This is a genomic window from Pseudoalteromonas sp. SIMBA_162, from assembly GCF_046535955.1.
Taxonomy (GTDB): domain Bacteria; phylum Pseudomonadota; class Gammaproteobacteria; order Enterobacterales; family Alteromonadaceae; genus Pseudoalteromonas; species Pseudoalteromonas marina.
Window position 1 is genome coordinate 22,135 of record NZ_JAWJBQ010000011.1, and the last position, 25,114, is coordinate 47,248.

The 25,114-nt window shown below is 40.1% G+C and carries 20 protein-coding genes; 10 read left to right on the forward strand and 10 right to left on the reverse strand.

All coding sequences use genetic code 11. From position 1 onward, the window contains the following. Positions 1 to 143: 143 nt before the first annotated feature. Both R0J88_RS09835 and elbB read right to left on the reverse strand, forming a co-directional pair. Positions 144 to 539 (reverse strand): c-type cytochrome, encoded by a 396-nt coding sequence (locus R0J88_RS09835; RefSeq protein ID WP_006793059.1) that lies wholly within the window; start codon positions 537 to 539, stop codon positions 144 to 146. Positions 540 to 755: 216 nt separating this feature from the next. Further along, positions 756 to 1,403, reverse strand: a complete 648-nt coding sequence (gene elbB, locus R0J88_RS09840; protein ID WP_410899796.1) for an isoprenoid biosynthesis glyoxalase ElbB — start codon at positions 1,401 to 1,403, stop codon at positions 756 to 758. A 523-nt stretch (positions 1,404 to 1,926) separates the two neighbouring features. Here elbB and polA point away from each other — a divergent pair. From polA to R0J88_RS09855, 3 genes are all read left to right on the forward strand, one after another. After that, complete coding sequence (gene polA, locus R0J88_RS09845) at positions 1,927 to 4,662, forward strand: DNA polymerase I (protein WP_410899797.1); 2,736 nt, start codon at positions 1,927 to 1,929, stop codon at positions 4,660 to 4,662. Between the two features lie 517 nt (positions 4,663 to 5,179). Next, positions 5,180 to 5,767, forward strand: a complete 588-nt coding sequence (locus R0J88_RS09850; RefSeq protein WP_410899798.1) for a YceI family protein — start codon at positions 5,180 to 5,182, stop codon at positions 5,765 to 5,767. Beyond that, the gene (locus R0J88_RS09855) at positions 5,764 to 6,282 is read left to right on the forward strand and encodes a DUF1285 domain-containing protein (RefSeq protein WP_410899799.1); all 519 of its coding nucleotides are present in this window, start codon (positions 5,764 to 5,766) and stop codon (positions 6,280 to 6,282) included. The genes R0J88_RS09850 and R0J88_RS09855 overlap by 4 nt, the downstream gene beginning before the upstream one ends. Here R0J88_RS09855 and yihA read toward each other — a convergent pair. Continuing rightward, a complete protein-coding gene (gene yihA, locus R0J88_RS09860) occupies positions 6,279 to 6,950 on the reverse strand; it encodes a ribosome biogenesis GTP-binding protein YihA/YsxC (protein WP_410899800.1) in 672 nt (223 codons plus the stop codon). The two genes, R0J88_RS09855 and yihA, sit on opposite strands and share 4 nt — an antisense overlap. Positions 6,951 to 7,230: 280 nt before the next feature. On the opposite strand from yihA, the gene R0J88_RS09865 reads away from it, so the two are divergent. The 3 genes from R0J88_RS09865 (at position 7,231) to R0J88_RS09875 (ending at position 9,727) form a co-directional block, all read left to right on the forward strand. After that, the gene (locus R0J88_RS09865; RefSeq protein ID WP_006793065.1) at positions 7,231 to 7,863 is read left to right on the forward strand and encodes a c-type cytochrome; all 633 of its coding nucleotides are present in this window, start codon (positions 7,231 to 7,233) and stop codon (positions 7,861 to 7,863) included. A 741-nt stretch (positions 7,864 to 8,604) separates the two neighbouring features. Then, the gene (gene yihI / locus R0J88_RS09870) at positions 8,605 to 9,198 is read left to right on the forward strand and encodes a Der GTPase-activating protein YihI (protein WP_008133239.1); all 594 of its coding nucleotides are present in this window, start codon (positions 8,605 to 8,607) and stop codon (positions 9,196 to 9,198) included. Positions 9,199 to 9,211: 13 nt separating this feature from the next. Next, positions 9,212 to 9,727 carry a DUF2489 domain-containing protein gene (locus R0J88_RS09875; protein ID WP_058428231.1) on the forward strand — a complete coding sequence of 172 codons (516 nt, stop codon included), beginning with the start codon at positions 9,212 to 9,214 and terminating at the stop codon, positions 9,725 to 9,727. Positions 9,728 to 9,800: 73 nt separating this feature from the next. Here the strand turns inward: R0J88_RS09875 and hemN are convergent, their stop codons facing one another. Next, the gene (hemN, locus tag R0J88_RS09880; protein WP_410899801.1) at positions 9,801 to 11,174 is read right to left on the reverse strand and encodes an oxygen-independent coproporphyrinogen III oxidase; all 1,374 of its coding nucleotides are present in this window, start codon (positions 11,172 to 11,174) and stop codon (positions 9,801 to 9,803) included. Between the two features lie 114 nt (positions 11,175 to 11,288). Then, positions 11,289 to 11,822, reverse strand: a complete 534-nt coding sequence (gene yjgA, locus R0J88_RS09885; protein ID WP_006793069.1) for a ribosome biogenesis factor YjgA — start codon at positions 11,820 to 11,822, stop codon at positions 11,289 to 11,291. A gap of 144 nt (positions 11,823 to 11,966) precedes the next feature. Between yjgA and pmbA the strand changes: the two genes are divergently transcribed. The 3 genes from pmbA to R0J88_RS09900 all read left to right on the forward strand — a co-directional run bounded on the left by pmbA (position 11,967) and on the right by R0J88_RS09900 (position 16,205). Beyond that, positions 11,967 to 13,316 (forward strand): metalloprotease PmbA, encoded by a 1,350-nt coding sequence (gene pmbA, locus R0J88_RS09890; protein WP_203985863.1) that lies wholly within the window; start codon positions 11,967 to 11,969, stop codon positions 13,314 to 13,316. A 91-nt stretch (positions 13,317 to 13,407) separates the two neighbouring features. Beyond that, positions 13,408 to 13,887, forward strand: a complete 480-nt coding sequence (locus R0J88_RS09895) for a DUF721 domain-containing protein (protein WP_006793071.1) — start codon at positions 13,408 to 13,410, stop codon at positions 13,885 to 13,887. 242 nt (positions 13,888 to 14,129) lie between these two features. After that, positions 14,130 to 16,205 (forward strand): M13 family metallopeptidase, encoded by a 2,076-nt coding sequence (locus R0J88_RS09900; RefSeq protein ID WP_008133226.1) that lies wholly within the window; start codon positions 14,130 to 14,132, stop codon positions 16,203 to 16,205. A 256-nt stretch (positions 16,206 to 16,461) separates the two neighbouring features. On the opposite strand, the gene R0J88_RS09905 is transcribed toward R0J88_RS09900, so the two are convergent. From R0J88_RS09905 to secA, 3 genes are read right to left on the reverse strand one after another with little or no spacing between them, the layout of a single operon-like run. Next, on the reverse strand, positions 16,462 to 17,532 hold the full coding sequence (locus R0J88_RS09905) for a phosphotransferase enzyme family protein (protein WP_410899802.1): 1,071 nt from the start codon (positions 17,530 to 17,532) through the stop codon (positions 16,462 to 16,464). Between the two features lie 14 nt (positions 17,533 to 17,546). Further along, entirely contained in the window at positions 17,547 to 17,945 is a 399-nt protein-coding gene (mutT, locus tag R0J88_RS09910; RefSeq protein WP_008128201.1) for an 8-oxo-dGTP diphosphatase MutT, read from the reverse strand. A gap of 60 nt (positions 17,946 to 18,005) precedes the next feature. Then, complete coding sequence (gene secA / locus R0J88_RS09915; RefSeq protein WP_410899803.1) at positions 18,006 to 20,714, reverse strand: preprotein translocase subunit SecA; 2,709 nt, start codon at positions 20,712 to 20,714, stop codon at positions 18,006 to 18,008. Positions 20,715 to 21,120: 406 nt separating this feature from the next. On the opposite strand from secA, the gene R0J88_RS09920 reads away from it, so the two are divergent. Next, the gene (locus R0J88_RS09920) at positions 21,121 to 21,891 is read left to right on the forward strand and encodes an NADP-binding protein (RefSeq protein WP_410899804.1); all 771 of its coding nucleotides are present in this window, start codon (positions 21,121 to 21,123) and stop codon (positions 21,889 to 21,891) included. An 8-nt stretch (positions 21,892 to 21,899) separates the two neighbouring features. On the opposite strand, the gene hutH is transcribed toward R0J88_RS09920, so the two are convergent. Together hutH and hutU are read right to left on the reverse strand one after the other, a co-directional pair. Beyond that, positions 21,900 to 23,432 carry a histidine ammonia-lyase gene (gene hutH, locus R0J88_RS09925; protein ID WP_410899805.1) on the reverse strand — a complete coding sequence of 511 codons (1,533 nt, stop codon included), beginning with the start codon at positions 23,430 to 23,432 and terminating at the stop codon, positions 21,900 to 21,902. 2 nt (positions 23,433 to 23,434) lie between these two features. Next, on the reverse strand, positions 23,435 to 25,108 hold the full coding sequence (hutU, locus tag R0J88_RS09930; RefSeq protein WP_006793078.1) for a urocanate hydratase: 1,674 nt from the start codon (positions 25,106 to 25,108) through the stop codon (positions 23,435 to 23,437). Positions 25,109 to 25,114 lie beyond the last annotated feature (6 nt).

Here is a 25,114-nt window from a genome sequence, read left to right on the forward strand (position 1 = left end):
TATTGTATAGTTATTAGACTTATACTTTCACTTTTAGTGCTTAGCGTCAAGCTGATATTCTAATAAAAATAATGGTTAACGCGGTATTTTGAGCATAAAAAAAGGCTTAACAAGTTAAGCCTTTTTTTATGTATAACTGAGCGTTATTCTGCTGTCATGAAGTCGATTGCTGCGCTTATTTCATCGTCAGAACAATCCATGCATGTGCCTCTAGCTGGCATTGCATTAAAGCCGTTAATTGCATGCTCAAGTAGCGTATCTTTGCCTTTGGCAATACGCGGTGCCCAATCGTCTGCAGATTTAGGTGCACCTAATGCGCCTGTACCATGACATGCAAAGCACGCAGCCTGGTAAACTTGCTCACCAGAGCGAGGCCCTGTTGGCGCGGCAGCTACTGCAGCTTTATCACCTTCAAGGTACACAGCACCAACAGGTGCTAAACGCTTTTTAATTGCATCTTCAGTCATAGAGTTATCATATGGCTGTGCGTATGCTGTAGTTGCTAACACTAATAATGCTAATGCTGTTAATTTTTTCATTTTGCCTTGCTCACTTCGATTTGAACGTGATCAATCACGATATAGATGACGGAAATTACGCCGATTATAACTCTCTGAGGCAATTTATAAAATGCTAAGAGGTATTTTTATTACTAAAAACTGGCTACTTTTTGCGTTAGCTCAACAAAAATAAGTGCCTTGGCGTATTTATTTAGCCAATATACCTGCTCATCTAATAAATAACCTTTGTTACAATCAATTTAATGCTAATACGGATTTAACAAGTTTTTCGATCCCCGCATCTGCTTCAACAATCGATTGCGCTAGCATGTAAGCAGGTGTAGTCACAATTTTATTGTGTTGATCAATTACAACGTCATCAACGTCACAATTTAAGTGTGTTGCGCCAAGCTTAGTGAGTGCGGCTGCTGTTTCTTTATCGTTGCCAATAGTGATTTTTGCATCGTCGTAAATAAATGGAATTAACGCAGGCGCGATACACATATAGCCGACTGGTTTATTGGTATTAGCGAATTTTTTACAGGCGTTTAATACGTCGTTGTTAATGGTCGCTTGTGCGCCTTTGACCGCAAAGTCACATAAGTTTTTCGCAGCACCAAAACCACCTGGAACTATTAATGCGTCAAATTGATCACTATTAAGGTGGTTAAGCGCTTTTATATCACCTCGGGCAATACGTGCAGCTTCTACTAATACATTACGCTTTTCACTCATTTCCTCACCCGTTAGATGATTAATAGTGTGAAGTTGCTCTATGTCTGGTGCAAAACACTGGTAGGTTGCACCATTTTTAGCTATGTGTAAAAGAGTCAAAATGGCTTCATTAATTTCGGCACCATCGTATACACCATTTCCAGCTAATAACACGGCTACTTTTTTCATGCTTTTGTGCTCCTTGATTTAATTTATTCAGTCTATAGTTTGAAGTTTAACACGGACGAAATTGCCTATTTAAATTAATTTTTGTGTGAAAATTATCCGCTAAGTAAGTTGCAATGCGGCATATGCCATTTCACAATTAGCACCAATAAAAAAAAGTATAAAGGATCGCTATGATCTTCGATCCATTATGCTAGAATACTCCTCCGGTTATTTAATTGGACACGAATAACCAAAGTAGATGATGGCACTAGTAGCCATACAAAACCTTTTTCCACATTGGTTTAAAAATAATAAAAAAAGAACTTCGTATTATCTTTTTTAAATTAAAACATATAGTTAATCATTTTTCTAGGCGTTTAAATAGGCCTTGGAAGAATTATTTGTGCCTGTTATCTACATACTTATCCACAGCTTGCTCTTATTTTAATAAAATACCGAATATCAATTGATAGTCGTTTTATTTTAACCCTTATGGCATGCTTACAATTATCATAATTTTTAGCATTTAGGATCCAAATTCACCATGGCTCAGATCCCCGAAAATCCACTTATTTTAGTTGATGGTTCGTCGTATTTATTTCGTGCTTATCATTCTCCTCCACATCTAACTAATTCTAAGGGTGAGGCTACGGGCGCTATTTATGGCGTTATTAATATGCTGAAAAGCTTGATCAGACAGTATGATCCCTCGCATATGGTGGTTGTATTTGACGCCAAAGGTAAAACATTCCGTAACGACATGTACAGCGAATACAAAGCTAATCGCCCACCTATGCCTGACGACTTACGCACCCAAATAGCACCTATCCACAGTATTATTAAAGCAATGGGGTTTCCGCTTATTAGTATTGAAGGGGTTGAAGCAGACGATGTCATAGGAACCTTTGCGCGAATTGCCTCTGAGCAAAAACGCCATGTACTGGTTTCGACCGGCGATAAAGATATGGCCCAGCTTGTGAATGAGCATGTGACACTCATTAATACGATGACCGACACTATTTCAGATCCTGACACTGTTGTTGAAAAGTTTGGTGTGGGCCCAGATCTTATAATTGATTACCTAGCACTGATGGGCGATAAGGTTGATAACATTCCTGGCGTAGAAGGCTGTGGCCCTAAAACAGCTGTAAAATGGTTACAAAAATATGGATCTCTGCAAGGTGTAATGGATAACGCAGGCGAAATTAAAGGTAAAATTGGTGAAAAATTAGCAAATGCATTAGATCATTTACCTTTAAGCTATGAGTTGGCGACCATTAAGTGTGACGTTGAGGTTGAGTCAGATCTTGATACGTTTAAATTGCAGGAGCCAAATAAAGACGAGCTAATTGCTTTATATGGTGAATGCGAATTTCGTCGTTGGTTAGCTGAGCTACTAGATAACCCAAGTGATGCACAAACTCACTTAGCAGTTCCATCGCAAGAGACAGAATTACCAAAAGTTGAAGAGGCTCATTACGAGACTATTTTAACAGAGGCGCAGTTTGATACGTTAATAGAGCAACTTATTGGCGCTGATCTTTTTGCATTTGATACAGAAACAACTAGCCTCGATTATATGCAAGCGCAATTAGTAGGCATGAGTTTTAGCGTTAAAGCAGGAGAAGCTGCATATTTACCTGTTGCGCACGATTACCCCGATGCACCAGAACAGCTAAGCCTTGAATTTGTGATGCAAAAGCTTGGGCCAATTTTAGCTGACGCTAATAAAGCAAAAGTAGGGCAGAATCTTAAATACGACAAAAGCGTATTAGCTAATGCCGGCTATGAACTCAATGGTATTAAATTTGACACTATGCTTGAGTCTTACGTATTTAACAGCGTAGGTACGCGCCACGATATGGATTCGTTGGCATTAAAGTATTTAGGTCATAAAAATATTAGTTTTGAAGATATTGCAGGCAAGGGTAAAAAGCAGCTGACGTTTAATCAAATTGAACTCGACAAAGCAGCGCCTTATGCAGCAGAAGACGCGGACATAACACTTCGCTTACACGAAGTACTGTGGCCTAAAATTGAGGCAGATGAAAAGCTTAAATCAGTATTTGAAGAGATTGAAATGCCATTGGTAAGCGTCATTTCAGATATTGAGCGCACAGGGGTTGCGATTGATAGCAACATGCTTGGCGCGCATAGCCAACGTTTAGGTGAGCGCTTAATTGAACTTGAAAAAGAGGCGTTTGAAATTGCAGGTGAACCTTTTAATTTAAGTTCACCAAAACAGTTACAAGTATTATTGTTTGAAAAGCTAGAGCTGCCAATAATTAAAAAAACGCCTAAAGGTGCACCTTCAACCGCAGAAGAAGTACTTCAAGAACTCGCTCATGATTACCCGTTACCTAAGGTTATTATTGAACACCGTGGTTTATCAAAACTTAAATCAACATATACCGATAAACTACCGCTTATGGTTAATGAAAAAACACAGCGTATACATACGTCATATCATCAAGCTGTAACAGCGACAGGGCGTTTAAGTTCTACTGATCCTAATCTGCAAAATATTCCTATTCGCTCAGAAGAGGGTCGTCGTATTCGAGAGGCCTTCATTGCTGCCGATGGTTATAAAATAGTGGCAGCCGATTACAGCCAAATTGAATTACGCATAATGGCGCATCTTTCACAAGATAAAGGTTTGCTTAATGCTTTTGCAAACGGTTTAGATGTTCATAGTGCGACCGCGGCCGAGGTGTTTGGTGTTGATTTAGATGACGTAACAACAGACATGCGCCGTAAAGCAAAAGCCGTAAACTTTGGTCTTATTTATGGTATGTCGGCTTTTGGTTTAGCCCGCCAGTTAGATGTACCACGCCATGAAGCTCAACATTATATTGATAAATATTTTGAACGTTTTCCAGGCGTATTAGAGTACATGGAAACAACACGCGAAAAAGCAGCAGAAAATGGATATGTTGAAACAATATTTGGACGCAGATTGCATTTACCTGAAATAAATGCCCGTAACGGAGCCCGTCGTAAAGGCGCGGAGCGTGCTGCTATAAATGCGCCTATGCAAGGCACTGCTGCTGATATAATTAAAAAGGCTATGTTAAGTGTTAATCAGTGGGTGTACGAACAAGCTCCAAATACCGTGAAGCTGCTTATGCAAGTGCACGATGAATTAGTATTTGAGATTAAAACTGATTGTGCAGAGGCTTACACAAAACAAATTTGCGAGTTAATGTCACAAGCTGCTTCACTCGATGTACCGCTAATAGTAGAGGCTGACGAAGGTGAAAACTGGGAACAAGCCCACTAAACTTTATAAATAATAAAAGCGCCAATAGGCGCTTTTTTTATGTGTATTAAAAATAGTAGTACCTTAACGGTCAATTTTATATATACAGAATTTAGTTAATAATTGGTTAAAATAGGTAATTATTTATGCCAAATGGTTACATGTTCGTCAATTCTAACTATTAATGCAGAATATGATTGTATTTTTATGCGCGCTTTTGTTAAAGTCCCGCCCGTCCTACTCTGTAGGACATCCTGTTGATGATGCGTCTGTAAAGATGCAACAAATTGTTAGCGACTCCCCAGTTTGCTATATCGGCCTAATAACCTTTTATTAGGCCGTTTTTTATTCCGCACTTTTCAGTATTCTCGACCTAATTATTACTTCTATTGTGATCATCTTTACGTTTAAATTCCGTAATTATAGCGAGTATTAGTTGCGATATTACAATCTCATATTTTAGTATGGTTTATGTTATTTCTAAATGATAGTATTCAATGAGGTTTTACCTTCATCTATGTATTTAAAGGAGTGCGTTATGTTTAAAGCGTTAGTGATTACAGGCCTTTCGTTATCAAGTTTACTTATGTCTAATTTTGCCTTTGCTAATTGGCTGCTAGACAACGATAAAAGCCAGGTAAGTTTTGTTTCTATAAAGAAAGACACGATTGCTGAAGCCCATCACTTCACTGCAATCGAAGGTAAGCTTAACGATAAAGGTGAGTTTAATGTTTATATAGATTTAGCATCAGCAGAAACGTATATACCTATTCGTAATCAAAGGCTTACAAGCCTTTTGTTTGAAGTAAATACATTCCCAAAAGCCGTGCTAACAGCTAATTTGAAGCAGTCGTTAGTAATAATTAAAAAACCGGGTAGTCACGTATTAAAAGGTATTAGCGCAGAGCTTGATTTTCATGGTAACAAAAAATCACTATCAATTGATGTGCTGGTAAATAGCAATAAAAGTGGTGATTTGACGCTTGCTTCATTCACGCCAGTCATCATAAATAGTGGCGACTTTGGTGTGACAGAGGGAGTTAAACAGTTACAAGAGCTTGCTGGTTTGCCTTCGATTGCAACGGCTATCCCAGTTTCATTTGCATTAACGCTTAATAAACAGTGATTTCGCTTAATGAGCTCAGTAAACAGTTAAGTGAGCCGAGTAAGCCCTTTGATAGTTGGCAACCCTCTCATTGTGGTGAGTTGCCAATCGTTATTAACGACCAAGGGGAATGGTTTTACGATGGTAGTAAAATAACAAGACTACCTATGGTCAAATTGTTTGCTTCTGTATTGTGCAAAGAGGGTGCACATTTTTATTTAAAAACACCTATCGAAAAAGTAACGATTACAGTAGAAGATGCGCCGTTTATTATTGTTGATTGGTTTTTAAAGCAAACTAATGAAGGCGAGGCTTTGTGTTGTATCGATAATTTAGCCAGGCAGTGGATTGTTTGCCAGCAGCAGCCTTTGCAGGTAAAAAATTATAAGGGCGCTAAAGTACCTTATTTAATATTACCTTTTGGTTGTAGTGCACGTATAGCAAGAAGTGTGTTTTATCAGTGGGCAGAAAAAGCCGAGTCTGATGAGCTCGGCTATTTTATTCAATCTGCAGGTGAGGTGTTTTACTTAAGTTAGCTTGCAGTGTCTGAACTGCTTTCGTCAGATACTTTTTCTGCAGGTGGTATCGCGATAACGGGGCCTAAATACCACTCGTCTAGTTTTTTAGCTACTTCTGGTAATCCAGTGCCTTTTAAAGATGAAAATGCATGGACAGTAATATCACCGTCCAGCTCGCTTAGTTCGCGGCGAACTTTTAGTACTTGTGCCTTTCTTGCACCTTGCTTTAATTTATCAGCTTTTGTTAGCAGGGCCAATACTGGAATCTCGCTTCCAATCGCCCAATTAATTAAGTCGCGGTCTAAATCTTTTAACGGATGACGAATATCCATTAAAACAACTATTCCTTTTAAGCTTTGGCGTTTTTGAAGATATTCACCTAATGACTTTTGCCATTTCTTCTTCATTTCAATTGGTACTTTGGCAAAACCGTAGCCTGGTAAATCTATGAGGCGCATGTTATCAACATCAGCTAACTCAAAGGTATTAATTAACTGAGTTCGCCCAGGGGTTTTACTCGTACGTGCTAATTTTTGATCGGTTAATGCATTTAGCGCACTTGATTTACCAGCATTAGAACGACCCGCAAACGCAACTTCAATTCCCGTATCAGCAGGTAATTTAGTAATGTCTGGAGCGCTTGTAACGAAAGACGCGGTATTATATTTGATACGAGATTTGAGCACAGGCTCTCCTAAAACTTTAAAAATAACATTAAGTAAACCAAATTTACTTAGGGCACGTATTTTATACTATAAAAGATGTATTAAAAAGCGTATTTAAATACCTTAAATCAGTGTCTGTGGTACATTTAAAGCATATTAAAGCTTCACCTTAGTCAAAACCCTGTAAATTATAAGCTTAATATGTGTAGAAAACGTGCCAGAGAATTTATTATCGTGTAGAATATATGTATTGCAACATCATGATTGTAGATGATACAGGGTCGGGAACAGAGAATTCACCATGAAAAAAATAGCACTATCTTTAACAATATTGCTTGGTGCGTTGTCAGCAAGCAACGCAACAGCATTTGATGGCGATGTAAACGCAGGTAAACAAAAATCAGCAACGTGTGCGGCATGTCACGGCCCAGACGGTAATGCACCGATTACTATTTACCCTAAAATTGCAGGCCAACACCCAGATTATATCCTAAAGCAACTTCAGGATTTGAAACTAGGTATGACATCAGGCGGGAAAGAAGGCCGTATGGATCCTGTAATGAGCGCAATGGCAATGCCACTAAGCGAACAAGACATGAAAGATCTGGCAGCTTACTTTTCGTCACTAAACATGTCAGAGGGTTCAACACCTAAAGACGTCGTTGAAGTCGGCGCTATGCTCTATAAAGCGGGTGATGCAGAGCGAGGAATTCCTTCATGTGCTTCGTGTCATGGTCCTCGTGGTAACGGCTCATCGTTAGCTAAGTTTCCAAAAGTGTCTTTTCAGCACCCAGAGTACATAAAGTCTCAGCTTGAAAAGTTTCGTAATGGTACACGCCATAATGACCTAAACGGTATGATGGGTGACATCGCTAAAAAGCTAACAGACAAAGACATTGAAGTGCTTTCTAAGTACTTAGGCGGTTTACACTAAAGTCGTATTTATCTAAATTTAGATACCAACTACAGTGTAATATGAAAAAAAAGCAGCCTCGGTTGCTTTTTTTGTGTCTGAAATTCGCGATATCGTCTTTCACTTTGTAAGACATTGACCATACGGATGTATGGTAAAAGTCTTATTTTAAATGTCTTTTATTTGTTAAGTTGTTGTTATTTAAATAGGCTTTTATTTATGTATGGCTGTAATGTAAGAAAAAAGATATAAACCAGTTGTAACAAAATTATTAACGAGTAAATTAACAGCTGTCGCAAAAAACAATAAAAAAATGGAAACAGCTATAAGGAAAGTAGCGCGGCACGACTACATAGCACAAAGATTGTGCTACTAAAGGAAATACTACAAAAGAGTCAGGATGACCGAAAATAATAAAATAACTCATGGAAGTTTAATAATAAAAACAAAATGGAATGAAACAAGGAACGTAAAAATAATAACAATACGGACTGATAATAATAAAAATAACAAAGACTAAAAAAGTCGAAGGGAGAAGTGTCCATTTTATGGCGCTCAGATTAGTAGGCGGTAGAGATGTTTTCTCTACCGCCTTTTTATTTGTCCTGTTACAATACCCACCGTTTAGCAATATGCTAGTGCGTCATGTTAAAGAGAAGCCCAACCTCTAAAGCGCAAACTGAATTCTTCTGGCTATGCCAGCATTGCGATGCCTATTAATATACGCCTCGCTCAAAACCTCTTAAGTGAGATGATCAAGATATGAGTAGAAAGAAAAAGTCACGCAAAATCCCATCAAATGGACCTGTTCGCTTAAGCCAAGATAAGCTTAAAGAAATGCGTGCGTTAAAAGAGCAGCGTGTTAAAAAAACCAAAGGTGCTAAGCCTGGTTCTCGTAATGCGCCAGATTTGGTTGAAGAACAAAACCAAACATCGCATTCAGGTTCAAGAGATAAACGTATTGGTAGTAAAAAGCCGGTGTCTTTAGTGCCTGTTGCTGCTGAACCAAAAGTAGAAATGAAACGTAACTTAAAACCAGTGGTTGAACTTAAAAAAGTAGTTCAGCCAGAGCTTACACCAGAACAAGAGCTTGAAGAGCTTGAAAATGATGTACGCTTACTTAAGTTGGTTGAGCGTCATGAAGGCGGTGAGATGCTGACTGGTAAAGATGCTAAGTACTTTAATAGTCGAATTGCTCGCCATCAGGTTCTATGCAAATTATTAGGCCTTGAGGATGAAGACGAGTTTGATGATGAAGATGACTTTGGCGAAGAGAGTAATTCAGACTTCGACCAGTATTTATCAAACGATCTTGCCAGTGAATGGCTAGACGATGATGAAGACGAAGATAAGTAATTAAGGGTAATCAATGAGTACTGCTGTGATCATAGCCTTGTGTTTAGGCGCTATTATTATAGCTGGTTTGGCATTTTATGCGGGTCAGTTGTTGTACAAGTTAAGTGCACAAAAAAAGTTAATAGCTAAAAAGCAAGCAGAGCAAAAGCAAAAGCTTGCAGCATCTCGTTTAAAGCGAAATGCTAAGCTCGCCGACAGTATTCATCTAATTGCGCGCGCAATGAAAGAAGAACAATGTGAGTTTTCAGAGGGATGTTTGCGCGTGTGGGTGCTTATGTCGCAATATGGCTTTGAAGACGAGCGAGATTTAACCATACAGTACCCTGGCATTTATAAGATGTACCAAGTGGTAAAAGAAATGCCGACACACGATGCCCGAAAAAAATATTCTAAAAAAGAAATATTTAAGCAAGACACGGCGCGTTGGCGTGCAGAAGAAAGCTACAGTGATGAGATTAAGGCCGATTGCGTTAAGATTATCTCTGAGTTCAAAGCTGCTCCAGGTAGTGAAAACGTAGTTTTTAACTAAATCTCGTACATAACATTAAAAAAGCATACCTAGGTATGCTTTTTTTGTGCCCAAATAATATTTAATTAGGGGGCTAAATGACTCGAGAAAAACGCGTTGCGTTGATTTTATTTTGTAAGTGGGCATCAAAACACATACAAATTATACGAATGAATAAGTTACCCCGTGGTGTGACACTGACGTGATTGTTTTCAATAATCACCATGTTATCGTCTATAAGTGGTTTAAGAGAAACCAATGCCTCCGCAAAGTAGGTATCAAATTCAATATGATACTTTTTAGCAAACTCGTCTATATTTAGTTCAAACTGACAAATAAGCTGCTTAATAGCATCCGCTCGAATAACATCATCATGGGTTAAATGCATACCTTTACTAAGTGCGCAGCCGCTTTGCGTTTCAATGCTGTGGTAGTAATGCTTTAGCTCTTTTTTATTTTGTAAAATAGCGGTGCCAATTTGTGAAATAGACGATGCACCCAGCCCTAATAAATCACAATTACCATGCGTTGTATAACCTTGAAAGTTTCGATGCAATTGGCCTTCATTTTGTGCGATAGCCAGCTCGTTGTCTGCTTTCGCGAAGTGATCCATACCAATAAACTGATAACCTGCTTGTGTCATCTGCTCTAAGGTATTTTTAAACATGGTTAACTTGTCGTGAGCGTTTGGTAAGTCGTGCTCTTTTATTTTACGTTGTGCGGCAAATCGCTCTGGTAAGTGAGCGTAGTTAAATACCGAAACACGATCGGGGCTAAGCTCAATGAGTTGCTCTATTGTTTGTTTAAAGCTTTCGGGGGTTTGCAGTGGAAGCCCGTAAATCATATCGGCGTTAATTGATTTGAAGCCCAATTCACGTGCCTGAGTAATTAACCGCTTAACGGTATCGGCATTTTGAGGGCGATTAACTGCAAGTTGCACGTCGTCATTAAAGTCTTGAATCCCAAACGACACTCGGTTAAAACCAAGCATTCTTAAATCAACCAACATATTTTCAGCAAGCGATCGTGGGTCAACTTCAATACCGCGCTCTGTTGTGCTGGTAAAATTAAAGTGCTGTTCGAGCAGGGTAATTAAGCGTTTCATTTGTTGAGGGGTTAAAAAGGTAGGAGTGCCTCCACCTAAATGCAGTTGCTCAACGCTGTAGTGCTTAAACAAAGGTGCTTGTGCGGCAATTTCTTTTGCTAAAAAGTCTATATATGTATCGGCTTTAGATTGGTGGCGAGTGATTATTTTATTACAACCACAGTAGTAGCAAAGCTGACTGCAAAATGGAATATGAACATATAGAGAAAGCGAACGAGATTGAGATGATTCTACAGCGCTGATTAAATCGTGTTTATCGTATCCCTCATTCAAAGATAATGCGGTAGGGTAGGATGTATACCGCGGACCAGACACATTGTATTTATTAATGAGAGCTTGGTCCCATTGAGGAAGTTTTATCATCACGCGCACCTAAGTTTTAACTAGAGCCGTGATTATAAAAAAGTAACTAAGGAGATATGTTGATCTATAACAAAAAAGGTGCCGAAGCACCTTTTTATCACAACGTATTACGCGTTAATACGTGACGGTATGCGCATCTTTTAAATACTGAAAAAGCTCTTTATAGCCTTTACCTGGCTTTTCGGCTTTGACTTCTTTTGCTGCATTACGGACTAATTGACGCATTTTTTGACGATCAAGCGATGGGAACTGCTCAATAGTCTCGTTTATAAGACTATCACCTTGTTCTATTAGGTCTGAGCGCAGTTGCTCTATTTTTTTAACCAATACTTCAGCTTGGTTATTTTTATTAAGCATTACATCGATAATAGCTTTAATATCTTCAATGTTTTCTACTGTGCGAAGCGTTTTTGCAATGTAATTTAAATGACGACGGTATGCATCACTTTTGTTACTAATTTTATCAGCAACAACCATCGCTTCTTTTAAATCGTCATTTAATGGTAGGCGCTCACGCTGCTTTTTACCCATTTTGGCAATTTCAGAACCTAACTGATGAAATTCTTGTGCTTCGCGCTTAAGCTCTGTTCTTGATACGTATTCAATTTCTTCTTCAATTTCAGCAGGCTTGCCTTTTTTCTTCGCCATGGGGTGCTCTTAAATAAAAATAACTGGCGACATTATACGCCATTCTTTTAGTGATTAATATTAGCTGATGTGGTGCAGTGAGTGTGTTAGCATTTAACTATAAGAAATGCATGCATTATGCCTCTAAGGCTCAGGACTTAATTTATGAAAAGCCAACAAAACGATCCAATTTATTCTCAAATATCGCAGGTTAAAGATGCGGTAGCCGAAGTACTCGAACATGCTAAAAAATTAGGTGCTACAGCAGCTGAAGCAGCAATGTCTAGCACGTCGGGTTTATCGGTGAGTACACGAATGGGTGAAGTAGAAACCATTGAGTTTAACCAAGATGGTGGCCTGGGGATTAGTGTTTATGTTGGCAATAATAAAGGGTCTGCCTCAACGGCTGATTTAAACCCTAAAACATTGCGCACAGTGGTAGAGAAAGCGATTGATATTGCAAAGTTCACATCAGACGATCCTTTCAATGGGGTCGCCGATAAAGAGCTACTTGAGTTTAATCCACAAGATCTCGATTTATACCACCCTTGGGATATAAACCCAGAACAAGGTATTGAGCTTTGCCATACTGCCGAGCAAGCGGCATTAAATGCTGATGAACGTATTGTAAATTCTGATGGTGCGAGTTTTTCATCGCATCAAGGGCTTCGTGTTTATGGAAACAGCCATGGTTTAATTGCTGGCTTTCCTCGCACTCGTCATAGCATCAGCACCATGGTAATTGGTAAAGATGGTGAACAAATGCAACGCGACTCAGCATACACGGTTGCCCGCGATCAAGCAGGTCTGACTGATGCAGCAGCGGTTGGGCTTGAAGCCGCATCAGAAACATTGGCTAAATTAAACAGCCAAAAATTAGGAACAATGAAAGTCCCGGTTATATTTAGGGCTGATATTGCAAACTCATTATTTGGTCATTTAGTGTCAGCGATTGGCGGTGGCGCACTTTATCGTAAGTCGAGCTTTTTACTCGATAGTTTAGGTACGCAAGTATTTAGTCATTGTGTAAATATTGCTGAACGCCCGCATATTTTAAAAGGATTAGCTTCATCACCGTTTGATAGCGAAGGTGTTAAAACGGTTGATCGTGAAATAATTCAAGGTGGTGAGTTACAAACTTATTTATTAGCAAGTTACGCCGCGCGTAAAATGAATATGACCCCTACAGGTCATGCCGGCGGTATTCACAACTGGTTAGTAGAACAAACGCATAATGATTTAAAAGCATTGTTAAAAACAATGGGTACCGGCTTGTTAGTTACCGAGCTTATGGGGCAAGGCGTAAACACAGTAACAGGTGATTACTCTCGAGGTGCTGGTGGTTTTTGGGTTGAAAATGGAGAGATCCAATATCCAGTAAGTGAAATTACGATTGCCGGTAATTTAAAAGATATGTTTAAAGGAATTTCTGCTATCGGTGGTGATATTGAGCGCAGAGGCGGCATTCAAACTGGCTCTGTTCTAATCGAGCAAATGCAAATAGCGGGTGCTTAATACCTGATTTATGCTTAATTATGGACACACTTAAGTTTACTCTGATGGTGCTAAATTTAAGTGTGTAAATAAGTACGAGTTGAGATATTTAATGGCTAAAGATAGATACGCACCAAAACCACTCACCGATATTATGGCGGGCCTAAACAACCGTCTGTCGGCTTACGCTGGTAAAAGCCAAGCTCTTGATACTCAGCAAACTTTACTTAAAGATTTTTTAGGCCCTAAATTAGGGGATAAGTGCCGCGTAAGTAATTATCGCGATGGTACTTTAATGATTGAAGCGGTATCGGCCCCGATAGCGCTTCGACTTAATTATTTAAAAATGGATATGCTTTCGCACTTTAGAGCGGCAGGTATGGCTGAACTAGGGCAAATTAAAATTACAGCTAATCCACAGGCAACTCAGCGATTAAGTTCGGCCAACAAACCCGCATCAGCCGCCGTCACAAATTCACGTAAAATGAGTGAACAAACAGCCGATTATTTAAATGCGATTGCCGACTCAGCACCACCTTCATTAAAAGAGAAGTTACAACGTTTGGCCCTGCACGGTAAAAATAAGGGTTAATTGCCGGCTGTTTTATTAAGGTATTGATAGGGCAATTTAGAACGTTTATCTCATTCAAAATACTTTGTTACATAATCTATTTCAATGTTCTCAAAATCAGGTTTATTATAGCGTTATTGCACTCAATAATTAGTGTAAGTTGATGCCCATTCCATTAAGTAATAGCTGACTGCTATCTTGTTAAAGAGCTTAATGGAGTTGGTATGAGCAATTTATAAAATTGACTAACAAATGGATTAATTATGAATAAAGTAACAATGGCCGCTGCAAGTATTGCACTTGCGCTTGGCTTGGTGGGCTGTGGCGAAAAACAACAAGAAACCCAAGTAGCTGACACTCAAGCAGCAACAGCACCGGCAGAAAAACCGTTAGAGCTAGGTATTGAATTGGCTAATATGGACAGCTCAGTTCGCCCGCAGGATGACTTTTACTACCATGTAAATGGCACTTGGTTAGCAACAACCGAAATTCCAGGTGACAAGTCTAACTATGGTTCTTTTTCGCAATTATATGATGAGTCGCAAAAAGCGATGAAAACGGCGCTTGAAAACGCAGCGGCCAATAAGTCGGCTGAAAAAGGCAGCGACGAGTACAAAATTGGCGCGTTTTATAAAAGCTATATGAATAAAAACGCCCGTAATGAGCTTGGTGTTACACCGCTGCAACCGTCGCTAGATAGTATTGATAGTGTAAAATCTAAGTCTGATCTAATTAGCCTTATGGCGTCTATTCAACAGCAAGGCGGCACTCTACCGTTTGGTTGGTTTATCAATAACGATGCTAAAAATTCAAGCGAATATGCTTTGTATTTATCTCAATCTGGCTTGGGTTTACCTGATCGCGATTACTACTTAAAAGACGATGAGAAATTTACTAAAATTCGCGCCTCTTATGAGCAATACATAACTGATGTATTAGCTAAAGCGGGTGTCAAAGAGGCCGCACAAGCAGCAGCAAGCGTACTTGCCTTTGAAAAAACCATTGCTGATGCGCAGTGGAGCCGTGTACAAAGCCGTGATGCAACTAAGTCATACAATAAAATGACCCTAGCAGAGGCTGATAAACTTGCTGGAGAGCTTGATTTATCTACGTTTTTTAAAGAGGCAGGTGTAAACACCGCTGATATTATTGTGCGCCAACCAAGCTTTTTAGAAGCGCTGGGTGGTATTTATCAAAACACCGACTTAGCAACCTGGAAAAACTACCTTAAGTTTCATTTTGTGAGTGGCTATGCGCAGCTATTAAATGATGATTTGGTTGACCTTAAATTTAACTTTTACAGTACGACATTACGTGGTGTAGAAGAGCAAGCACCACTTTGGAAAAAAGCCGTAGATGCGTCTAACAGTGTGTTAGGTGAAATTTTAGGTAAAGTGTACGTTAAAGACAATTTTCCGCCTGAAGCTAAAGCACGTATGGAAGAGCTAGTTGATAACGTAATTAAAGGTTACAGCGTTGCAATTGAAGGTCTTGATTGGATGGGGCCTGAAACAAAAATTGCAGCACAGGAAAAACTAGACAAATTTATTCCTAAAATTGGCTACCCAGATAAGTGGAAGGATTACTCTGAGCTTGAAATTAATTCAGACGAGCTAGTAGGTAACTACATTCGTTACAGTCAATGGGCGTATAAAGACATGATTGCCAAATTAGGCAAACCTGTTGACCGTTCAGAGTGGTACATGACACCGCAAACAGTGAATGCCTACTACAACCCGGTAAACAACGAAATTGTATTCCCTGCTGCTATTTTACAACCGCCATTCTTTAACTTAGAAGCGGATGATGCGGTAAACTATGGTGCTATTGGTGCGGTAATTGGACACGAGCTAGGCCATGGTTTTGACGACCAAGGCTCTAAATACGACGGCGATGGTAATTTACGTAACTGGTGGACTGAAAGTGACCTTAAACAGTTTGAGGAGCGTTCAGGTGCGTTAGTTGAGCAATTTAACAAGTACAAACCGTTTGACGATGCGAATGTAAATGGTGAGCTTACGCTTGGCGAAAATATTGGTGACCTAGGTGGGTTAACAGTCGCATATAAGGCATATCAGCTATCATTAGGTGATAATAAAGCACCAGTTATTGATGGTTACACAGGCGATCAACGCTTCTTTATGGGGTGGTCGCAAATTTGGCGTCGTAACTACCGCGATGAAGAATTACGTAACCGTTTAATGACCGACTCGCATTCACCAAGCCATTATCGTGTCATTGGTATTTTGTCTAATATGCCAGAGTTTTACGAAGCGTTTGATGTAAAAGAAGGCGACAAAATGTATATCAAACCAGAAGATCGCGTAAAAATTTGGTAATCAGATAATGTTATACCAATTCGCAATAATACTTGATTATTTTTAGGGGCTAAAAGTGTCGTTATCTGCGTTAAAAAATTCTCATTTAGAATAACTAAATAACGAATTTTTTGCCTAGCTATCAACACGTTTATCTATCCTCAAAATAGATCACTTAATTAAGCAGATTGGTATTAGTTAACTAAAAACCAGTGAATAAAAAAGCCAGTAAGTTTAACTTACTGGCTTTTTTGATACGAAATTTTAAACGCTTACTTTATTGTTTCATTAGGGTTTCGTACATCCATGCTTCGTTAACTAAAATGTTTTTATATAAAGCGAGTTGGTTTTGAGTGCGTACTAAATTGTGTTCGGGGTATGCGGTTTTAAAGTACACGTCGTTATTTAAGTAATCTGTTAAAAAGCGCACACTGAGCATCAGGGGCATTATTTTAGCGCCTAAAAGTAAACTGAGCTGTTCTTGTTTACTCAATATTGGTTTGAGTGGTGCTAAGTAACCTTTAACGAGTGCTTCAAAAACCTCTTTTCTAATAACAACCTTATCAAGACGTGTCGAATCCTCTGCTTCTGCACAGCAAAATGTACGTACCATATCGCCAAAATCGTGTAATAAAAAACCAGGCATGCAGGTGTCTAAATCAATAACAGCTTTCGCTTTATGAGTTTTACTGCAGTAGAGCATATTATTGATTTTAGTGTCGTTGTGGCAAACTCGAATAGGTAAATGCTGAGTTATAGCTTTAAGTTCATCAACTAAGTGTTGTTGCGATAAGCAAAATTCAATGTCTTTTTTACTGCGGTTAAGCCTGCTTTCATCACTATGCGTCATTGCTGTGTTTAGCTGCTCAAAGCGCATAGCCAAGTTATGAAAATCATCAATCACAGTATGCAGTGTGGCTGTGTCAAAATCGTGTAAGGCACTTGCAAAAGTACCAAAGGCCAAAGCAGCTTGATGCGCTTGCTCTGGGTTTTTAACAACATCCTCGCTGTAACTGTGCTCAATATAGTTAAGTACGCGATATGGCTCTTCATTAAGTATGGTTAAATACTCGTTGTTGCCTGTGTTAATGTGTTTAACAATATCGAGCGGATAGTTGTTTTGCTTCTGCTTAGTATTTAGGTGTTGCTCAATAAGTTGTGCGTTACTGACAATTTGAGCTGGGTACTTAAATACATGAGTGTTAAGTTTTTGCACAATAAATCGCTGATCAAAATGTGTTAGTAGCCATGTGCTATTTATATGGCCGCTGCTGATGGTACTCAACTGAGTTGTTTCAGGGTTGAGTTTTAGCAGTTTACTCAACGTATTTTGTACAGTGTTATTCATTGTAACTCACTTAATCAAGCGTATCGAGATTGCAGTTTTTCAATTATTTCAGCATTAGCGGCAGGGAAGTCATAGTGAGTTAACTCACTAATATTTACCCATTCACTAGGTTGCCCTTCAGCGCCATGCGCTTCACCGCTAAAGTTACTGACAACGTGAATATCGAGTTTTACGCATTTGTCGCCATAATCATGTTCGATCACCATGAGTTGGCTAGAGCTGTGAATAGTAATACCTACTTCTTCAGTCAACTCACGTTTAAGCGCTGCAAATACACTTTCATTCGCTTCAACTTTACCACCAGGAAACTCCCATAAGCCACCTTGATGTTGCTCATCGGCACGTTTGCAGATAAATATTGCATTATTTTTTTTAATTACACCAACGGCTACATTTACTATTTTTATTGTCATATTTTTATCCCATAAAAAAAGCGACGCAAGCGCCGCTTTTTAATTACTTACAATGCGTGGTTATTTTAATTTACCACAACATTGCTTGAATTTTTGACCTGAACCACAAGGACACGGATCGTTACGACCAACTTTTGGCTCTGTTCTGGCCATTACCGTCGCACTTGGAGGTGCTTCGCCGCCTACGTGCTCAGCTTCTTCATGTTGGTACTCGCGAGGGGCATTTTCACTCTTACGGTGTTGCTCTTCTACTTTTTCAACATCTTCTTCTGCACGTACTTGTACTTTACTTAAAATGCTAACTACATCAACTTTTAAGTTTTCAAGCATTTCAGAGAACAGTTCAAACGACTCGCGTTTGTACTCTTGCTTTGGATTCTTTTGCGCGTAGCCACGTAAGTGAATACCTTGGCGTAAATGATCCATCGCCGCAAGGTGATCTTTCCAATGTTGGTCAAGACTTTGAAGCATAATTGCTTTTTCGAATTGACGTAGAACTGAATCACCAACTTGCTGCTCTTTTTGCTTGTAAGCTTGGTCAACAGCTTCTTCAATACGCTCACGAAGTTTTTCTTCGTATAGTTTATTGTCGTCTGCTAACCATTGAGTAATTGGTAGCTCAATTAAGAAGTCTTGTTTTAAGCGCTCTTCAAGACCTGGTACATCCCACATTTCAGCAAGGCTTTGTGGAGCGATGTATTGATCTATTGTATTGCTTAGTACGTCACCACGAATTGCAGTGATAGTTTCTGAAATATCACCTTCTTCAAGTAATTCATTACGCTGAGAGTAAACAACACGACGTTGATCGTTTGCTACGTCATCGTATTCAAGTAGCTGTTTACGAACATCAAAGTTACGTGCTTCTACTTTACGCTGTGCATTTTCAATTGCGCGGTTAACCCATGGGTGTTCAATTGCTTCACCGCGTTGCATACCTAGTTTACGCATCATGTTAGTCATGCGTTCGCCGGCAAATATACGCATAAGCGCATCGTCCATCGAAAGGTAAAAACGGCTAGAACCAGCATCACCTTGACGGCCAGAACGACCACGTAATTGGTTATCTATACGGCGCGATTCATGGCGCTCAGTACCAATAATGTGCAAACCGCCAGCATCAATAACTGCATCGTGGCGAAGTTTCCATGCAGCTTTAATTTCAGCAATTTTTTCATCAGTTGGATTTTCTAGTTTTTCAACTTCGCTATTCCAGTTACCACCTAGCACAATATCGGTACCACGACCGGCCATGTTAGTTGCAATGGTAACAGTACCAGGTAAACCTGCATCTGAGACGATATCAGCTTCTTGTGCGTGGAATTTAGCATTAAGTACATTGTGCTTAATTTTTTCTTTGCGTAAAAACTGTGATAAGTACTCAGAGCTTTCAATTGAGATAGTACCTACTAGTACAGGCTGTCCGCGTTCTTGACAGTCTTTAATATCAACTAAAATAGCTTCGTACTTTTCTTCTTGCGTTAGGTAAACTAAATCAGCGCGATCATCACGGATCATAGGCTTATTAGTTGGCATAACAACCGTATCTAGGCCATAAATTGACTGAAACTCAAATGCTTCGGTGTCGGCTGTACCTGTCATACCCGCTAATGTTTCGTACAAACGGAAGTAGTTTTGGAACGTAATAGACGCCAATGTTTGGTTTTCGTTTTGAATTTTAACACCTTCTTTAGCTTCTACAGCTTGGTGTAAACCTTCAGACCAACGACGACCTTCCATTGAGCGACCAGTGTGCTCGTCAATGATGATAACTTCGTTTTCTTTAACAACGTAATCAACATCTTTTTGATATAATTTGTGCGCGCGAAGTGCAGCATATACATGGCTTAACAAGGTAATACTTGCGGCAGAGTACAGCGAATCGCCTTCTTCAATTAAGCCGCGCTCGCTAAGTAAATCTTCTACTTTAACTTGGCCGCGCTCAGTTAAATGAACTTGCTTAGACTTTTCATCGATTGTGTAATCGCCGTCACCTTCAACACCTTCCTCGTCTTCTTTTTCTTGTAGTTCAAGTAAAGGAACGATGGTATTTATTTCAGTGTATAGCTGTGAGCTGTCCTCGGCTGGGCCTGAGATGATAAGCGGTGTACGCGCTTCATCAATTAGGATTGAATCAACTTCATCGACTACAGCGTAAAACAATGGACGCTGAACGCGCTCATCAATACTAAATGCCATGTTGTCGCGAAGGTAATCAAAACCAAACTCGTTGTTTGTACCGTAGGTAATGTCAGCGGCATACGCTTGCTTTTTTTGTTGTGGCATCATGCCAGGAACATTGCAGCCAACCGTTAGGCCTAAAAATTCAAATAACGGACGGTTAGTTTCAGCATCGCGCTTTGCAAGATAGTCATTCACGGTAATAACGTGAACGCCTTTACCTGTTAAGCCATTTAAGTAAGCAGGTAAGGTTGCTGTAAGTGTTTTACCTTCACCGGTACGCATTTCTGCAATACGGCCTTCGTGTAAAACCATGCCGCCTAGTAACTGTACGTCAAAGTGGCGCATGCCATTAACGCGTTTAGATGCTTCACGAACTACTGCAAATGCTTCAGGTAGAATATCGTCAAGGCTTTGTCCGTTATCGTAACGTTCTCTGAATTCTGCTGTTTTAGCGCGTAAATCTTCATCAGAAAGGGCTTCTAACTGTGTTTCTAGCGCATTGATTAGCGCGACCGTCTTTCTAAAGTTTTTAATAGTGCGGTCGTTGCGACTACCAAAAATCTTGGTAAATAAATTAGATATCATGATAAAACCGTTACAATCAATTCGTTGTTAGCCGCGTATCGGCTAACCCATTTTTAACAATTGGTAATTAATATGTGCTTTTAAGTAACACTTAGTACATATTAATTAGCAATTTTGTATTAAACCATTCAAAAAGCACTGTTTATTACGTGCGCTACTATACCAGACTCTGCCAAACAACAAACTATCTCAGCCAAAAGATCTGTATATAAAATAGAAAAATTTGATCTGCATTCTAAAAAAGCCGTGGTATTAACTCATTACTATAAAAATAGTAATGAACTGTGAATATATGGTGCTTAAAAAATTAAAAACAAGGGGGGCGTTACATTTGTGAACTTTAGAAAATTATGCTCAGATAACAGCATTAAACAATGGTGCGCTTAACGCGAAGGTGTGTGTCAACATGCAAAATAAGGTAAATAAATTAGTTGTATTGGGTGCTGGCTGGTTAGGTCATGCGCTATGTGTTAATGCACAACAGGCAGGTTGGAAGGTGCAGGGTACTCATCGGTCTAATACACGAGAATTTGATTTTGAACGCCAGTTTAAATTAGAAGGTAATCAGCTAATACATCAGGTTGATTTAGACAATGCGTTTTGGGTCTGTGCTATTCCACCACGAAGTCGTCATAGCGAGAGTAATTACCCAGAAACACTTACTGCAGCCTTGGCGTTGTCTAAAAAGTTAAATGCAAAAGGGTTTTTATTATGTTCATCCACAGGGGTTTACGACCAAGAACCCGGTGTATACAGTGAAAGTAGCGATATTGCTTGCGCCAATCCAAGGCAAACAAAATTATATCAGGCCGAAGAGCAAGTCCTTGAGCAAAACGGTAAGGTACTGCGTTTAGCAGGATTACTTGGCCCAAACAGAGAGCCGGGTAAGTTTGTTGCGGGTAAAGAGCTTAATACTTCAAGTCAGCAAGTGGTTAACATGGTGCATCAGCAAGATGTAATAAATGCTATTTTTGCGGTAATAGCGCATTGGCAAGTAGGACAAAATATTTACAATATCGTTAACCCCGAGCACCCAACAAAAGCCGATTACTATGCATTAAAGTGTAAGCAGAATGGTGGCGAAATGCCAAAATTTACGAGCGATGAAAAAGCTGAGCGCAAGGTTATTGGCTCAGCGATAGAGGCGTTAGACTTTACTTACCAGTACGGTATTTAACACTTATTTTAATAAGAAGGGAGTGGGTTGTGGTCAATAAAGTCGCACAATTTACCTTCGCTCAATAGGGCGTTAGTTTGTTCTATATCGGGTGCAAAATAGCGATCTTTATCGTAGTAGGTCACGTATTCGCGTAGTAAATTTTTTGCCTTTAATACTTTTTCACACGGGCTTAGCGGTTTTCTAAATTCTAAGCCCTGTACTGATGCAAGCCACTCTATAGCCAAAACACCTTGTGTATTATTTGCCATCTCTTGTAACCGCCTCGCGGCAAACGTAGCCATTGAAACGTGATCTTCTTGGTTGGCCGATGTTGGTAAGCTATCTACAGACGCGGGATGCGCAAGCGATTTATTTTCAGATGCCAATGCTGCTGCTGTTACTTGAGCAATCATAAAGCCAGAGTTTACGCCACCGTTTTCAACTAAAAAGGGCGGTAATTTTGATAAGTTAGAATCAATAAGTAGAGCAATTCTGCGCTCTGCTAAAGCGCCAATTTCAGCAATTGCAACAGCGAGGTTGTCGGCGGCCATAGCGACAGGTTCAGCGTGAAAGTTTCCGCCAGAAATAATATCGCCCACATCGGCAAATACGAGTGGGTTGTCGGTTACACCATTTGATTCGCACAGCAATACGTCAGCCGCTTGGCGTATTTGTGTTAAACACGCACCTAATACTTGAGGTTGGCAACGTAAACAATAAGGGTCTTGTACTTTTTCACAGTTTACATGGGAGTCGCTAATTTGTGATTGAGTATCAAGCAAATCTCTAAACACTTGTGCGGTATCTATTTGACCACGTTGCCCACGAATTTCGTGAATACGTGAGTCAAATGGAGCGCGGCTACCCATTGCTGCCTCAATACTTATAGAGCCTATTACACAGCTTTGCGCATATAAATCTTCTGCTCTAAATAACCCCTGTAATGCAAAAGCGGTAGACGCTTGAGTACCGTTAAGCAGCGCTAAACCTTCTTTTGCTGCAAGCGTAAGCGGTTCAAGCCCTGCTATTTTCAAACCTTCAGCCGCACTGATTATTTTACCCTGATGGCGCATCTGGCCTTCGCTTAGCAAGGGTAAGCACATATGTGCAAGTGGAGCTAAGTCACCCGAAGCGCCAACAGAGCCTTTTTTAGGAACGCATGGGTAAACTTCACTATTTAGCAACTGTATAAAGAACTCGATGACTTGTAAGCGAATGCCAGAAAAGCCACGAGAAAGTGAGTTGATTTTTAGTGTAATCATCAATCTTACTGTGCTGTCGTCCATGTACTCGCCAATGCCAGCGGCATGAGAAAGCACAATTGAACGCTGAAGTAGCTCAAGCTCGTCATCGGCAATTTTGGTATTAGCAAGCAGGCCAAACCCGGTGTTAATTCCATACACTGTGCGTTGCTCATTAATGACATTTTGAACGGTTTGTGCGCTGGCAGCGATTTGAGATTCGGCATTTTTTTCAAGGTTTATTTGTACACTTGATGCATTAATCTTTCTTAGACTATTTAAATCAAGCGAGCCGGGCGTGAGAGTTAGTTCGACCATGATTATTCCTCGTTCAGCATTGGTAAGTCTAAGTTTTGCTCTTTGGCACAGTTTTTTGCGATGTCGTAACCGGCATCTGCATGGCGCATTACACCGGTAGCGGGGTCATTCCAAAGCACGCGGCCAACACGTGCTTTCGCTTCGTCTGTACCATCGGCAACAATAACAACACCTGAGTGTTGGCTAAAGCCCATTCCTACACCACCGCCATGGTGAAGTGATACCCACGTAGCACCGCTTGCAGTGTTAAGCAACGCATTAAGCAATGGCCAATCAGAGACGGCATCTGAACCATCTTTCATGCTTTCTGTTTCACGATTAGGGCTTGCTACTGAGCCAGAATCAAGATGATCACGGCCAATAACAATAGGTGCTTTAAGCTCACCATTTTTTACCATTTCATTAAATGCCAGTGCTAGGCGTGCTCTGTCTTTTAAACCCACCCAGCATATACGAGCCGGTAGGCCTTGGAATTGAATGCGTTCGCGCGCCATATCAAGCCAATTGTGCAAATGCGCATCATCAGGGATTAGTTCTTTTACTTTAGCATCTGTTTTATAAATATCTTCTGGATCGCCCGATAAAGCGACCCATCGAAACGGGCCAATACCTTGGCAAAATAATGGGCGGATATAAGCTGGAACAAAGCCAGGGAAATCAAATGCGTTTGTAACACCTTCTTCAAATGCCATTTGGCGGATATTATTACCGTAGTCAGTGGTTGCTGCGCCTGCTTTTTGTAGGGCTAACATGGCATTAACTTGTACAGCCATTGATTGTTTGGCTGCTTTTACAACCGCTTTTGGATTTTGTTCACGCATTTTTGCGGCGTGCTCCATAGTCCAACCTTGTGGTAAGTAACCATTAAGTGGGTCGTGTGCTGATGTTTGGTCAGTCACTATATCGGGTGTAATGCCACTGCTTACAAGTGTGCTAAATATATCTGCAGCGTTGCCCAGCAAACCAACCGAAATTGCTTTGTCGTTAACGCATGCGTCAGTAATTAACTGCAGTGCATGTTCAAGATTTGTGGCTTTTACATCAACGTAGCCAGTTTTAATGCGAAAATCGATGCGGCTTTCGTCACACTCAACAACTAAGGCGCAAAAGCCCGCCATAGTTGCCGCCAGTGGCTGCGCGCCGCCCATGCCACCAAGGCCACCTGTTAACACCCATTTACCTTTAGCTTGACCATTAAAGTGTTGTTTAGCCATAGCTACAAATGTTTCGTATGTGCCTTGTACAATGCCCTGAGAGCCAATATAAATCCAAGATCCAGCCGTCATTTGGCCGTACATCATTAAACCTTTTTTATCTAGCTCGTTGAAGTGCTCCCAGTTAGCCCAGTGGGGTACCAAGTTTGAATTTGCAATTAAAACGCGAGGAGCATTGCTGTGTGTTTTAAATACGCCAACAGGTTTACCTGACTGAACAAGCAATGTTTCGTCATCATTTAATCGGTCTAGGGTTGCTATTATTTTATCAAAACTTGGCCAATCACGTGCCGCTCTACCAATACCACCATAAACAACTAATGCGTGAGGATGCTCTGCAACCTCAGGGTCTAAATTGTTCATGAGCATGCGTTTTGCCGCTTCAGTTTGCCAGCTTTTTGCGCTTATCATATCGCCATGCGGTGCACGTATTACGCGACTTGTGTCGAGTCGGTTAGTCATGTGTTG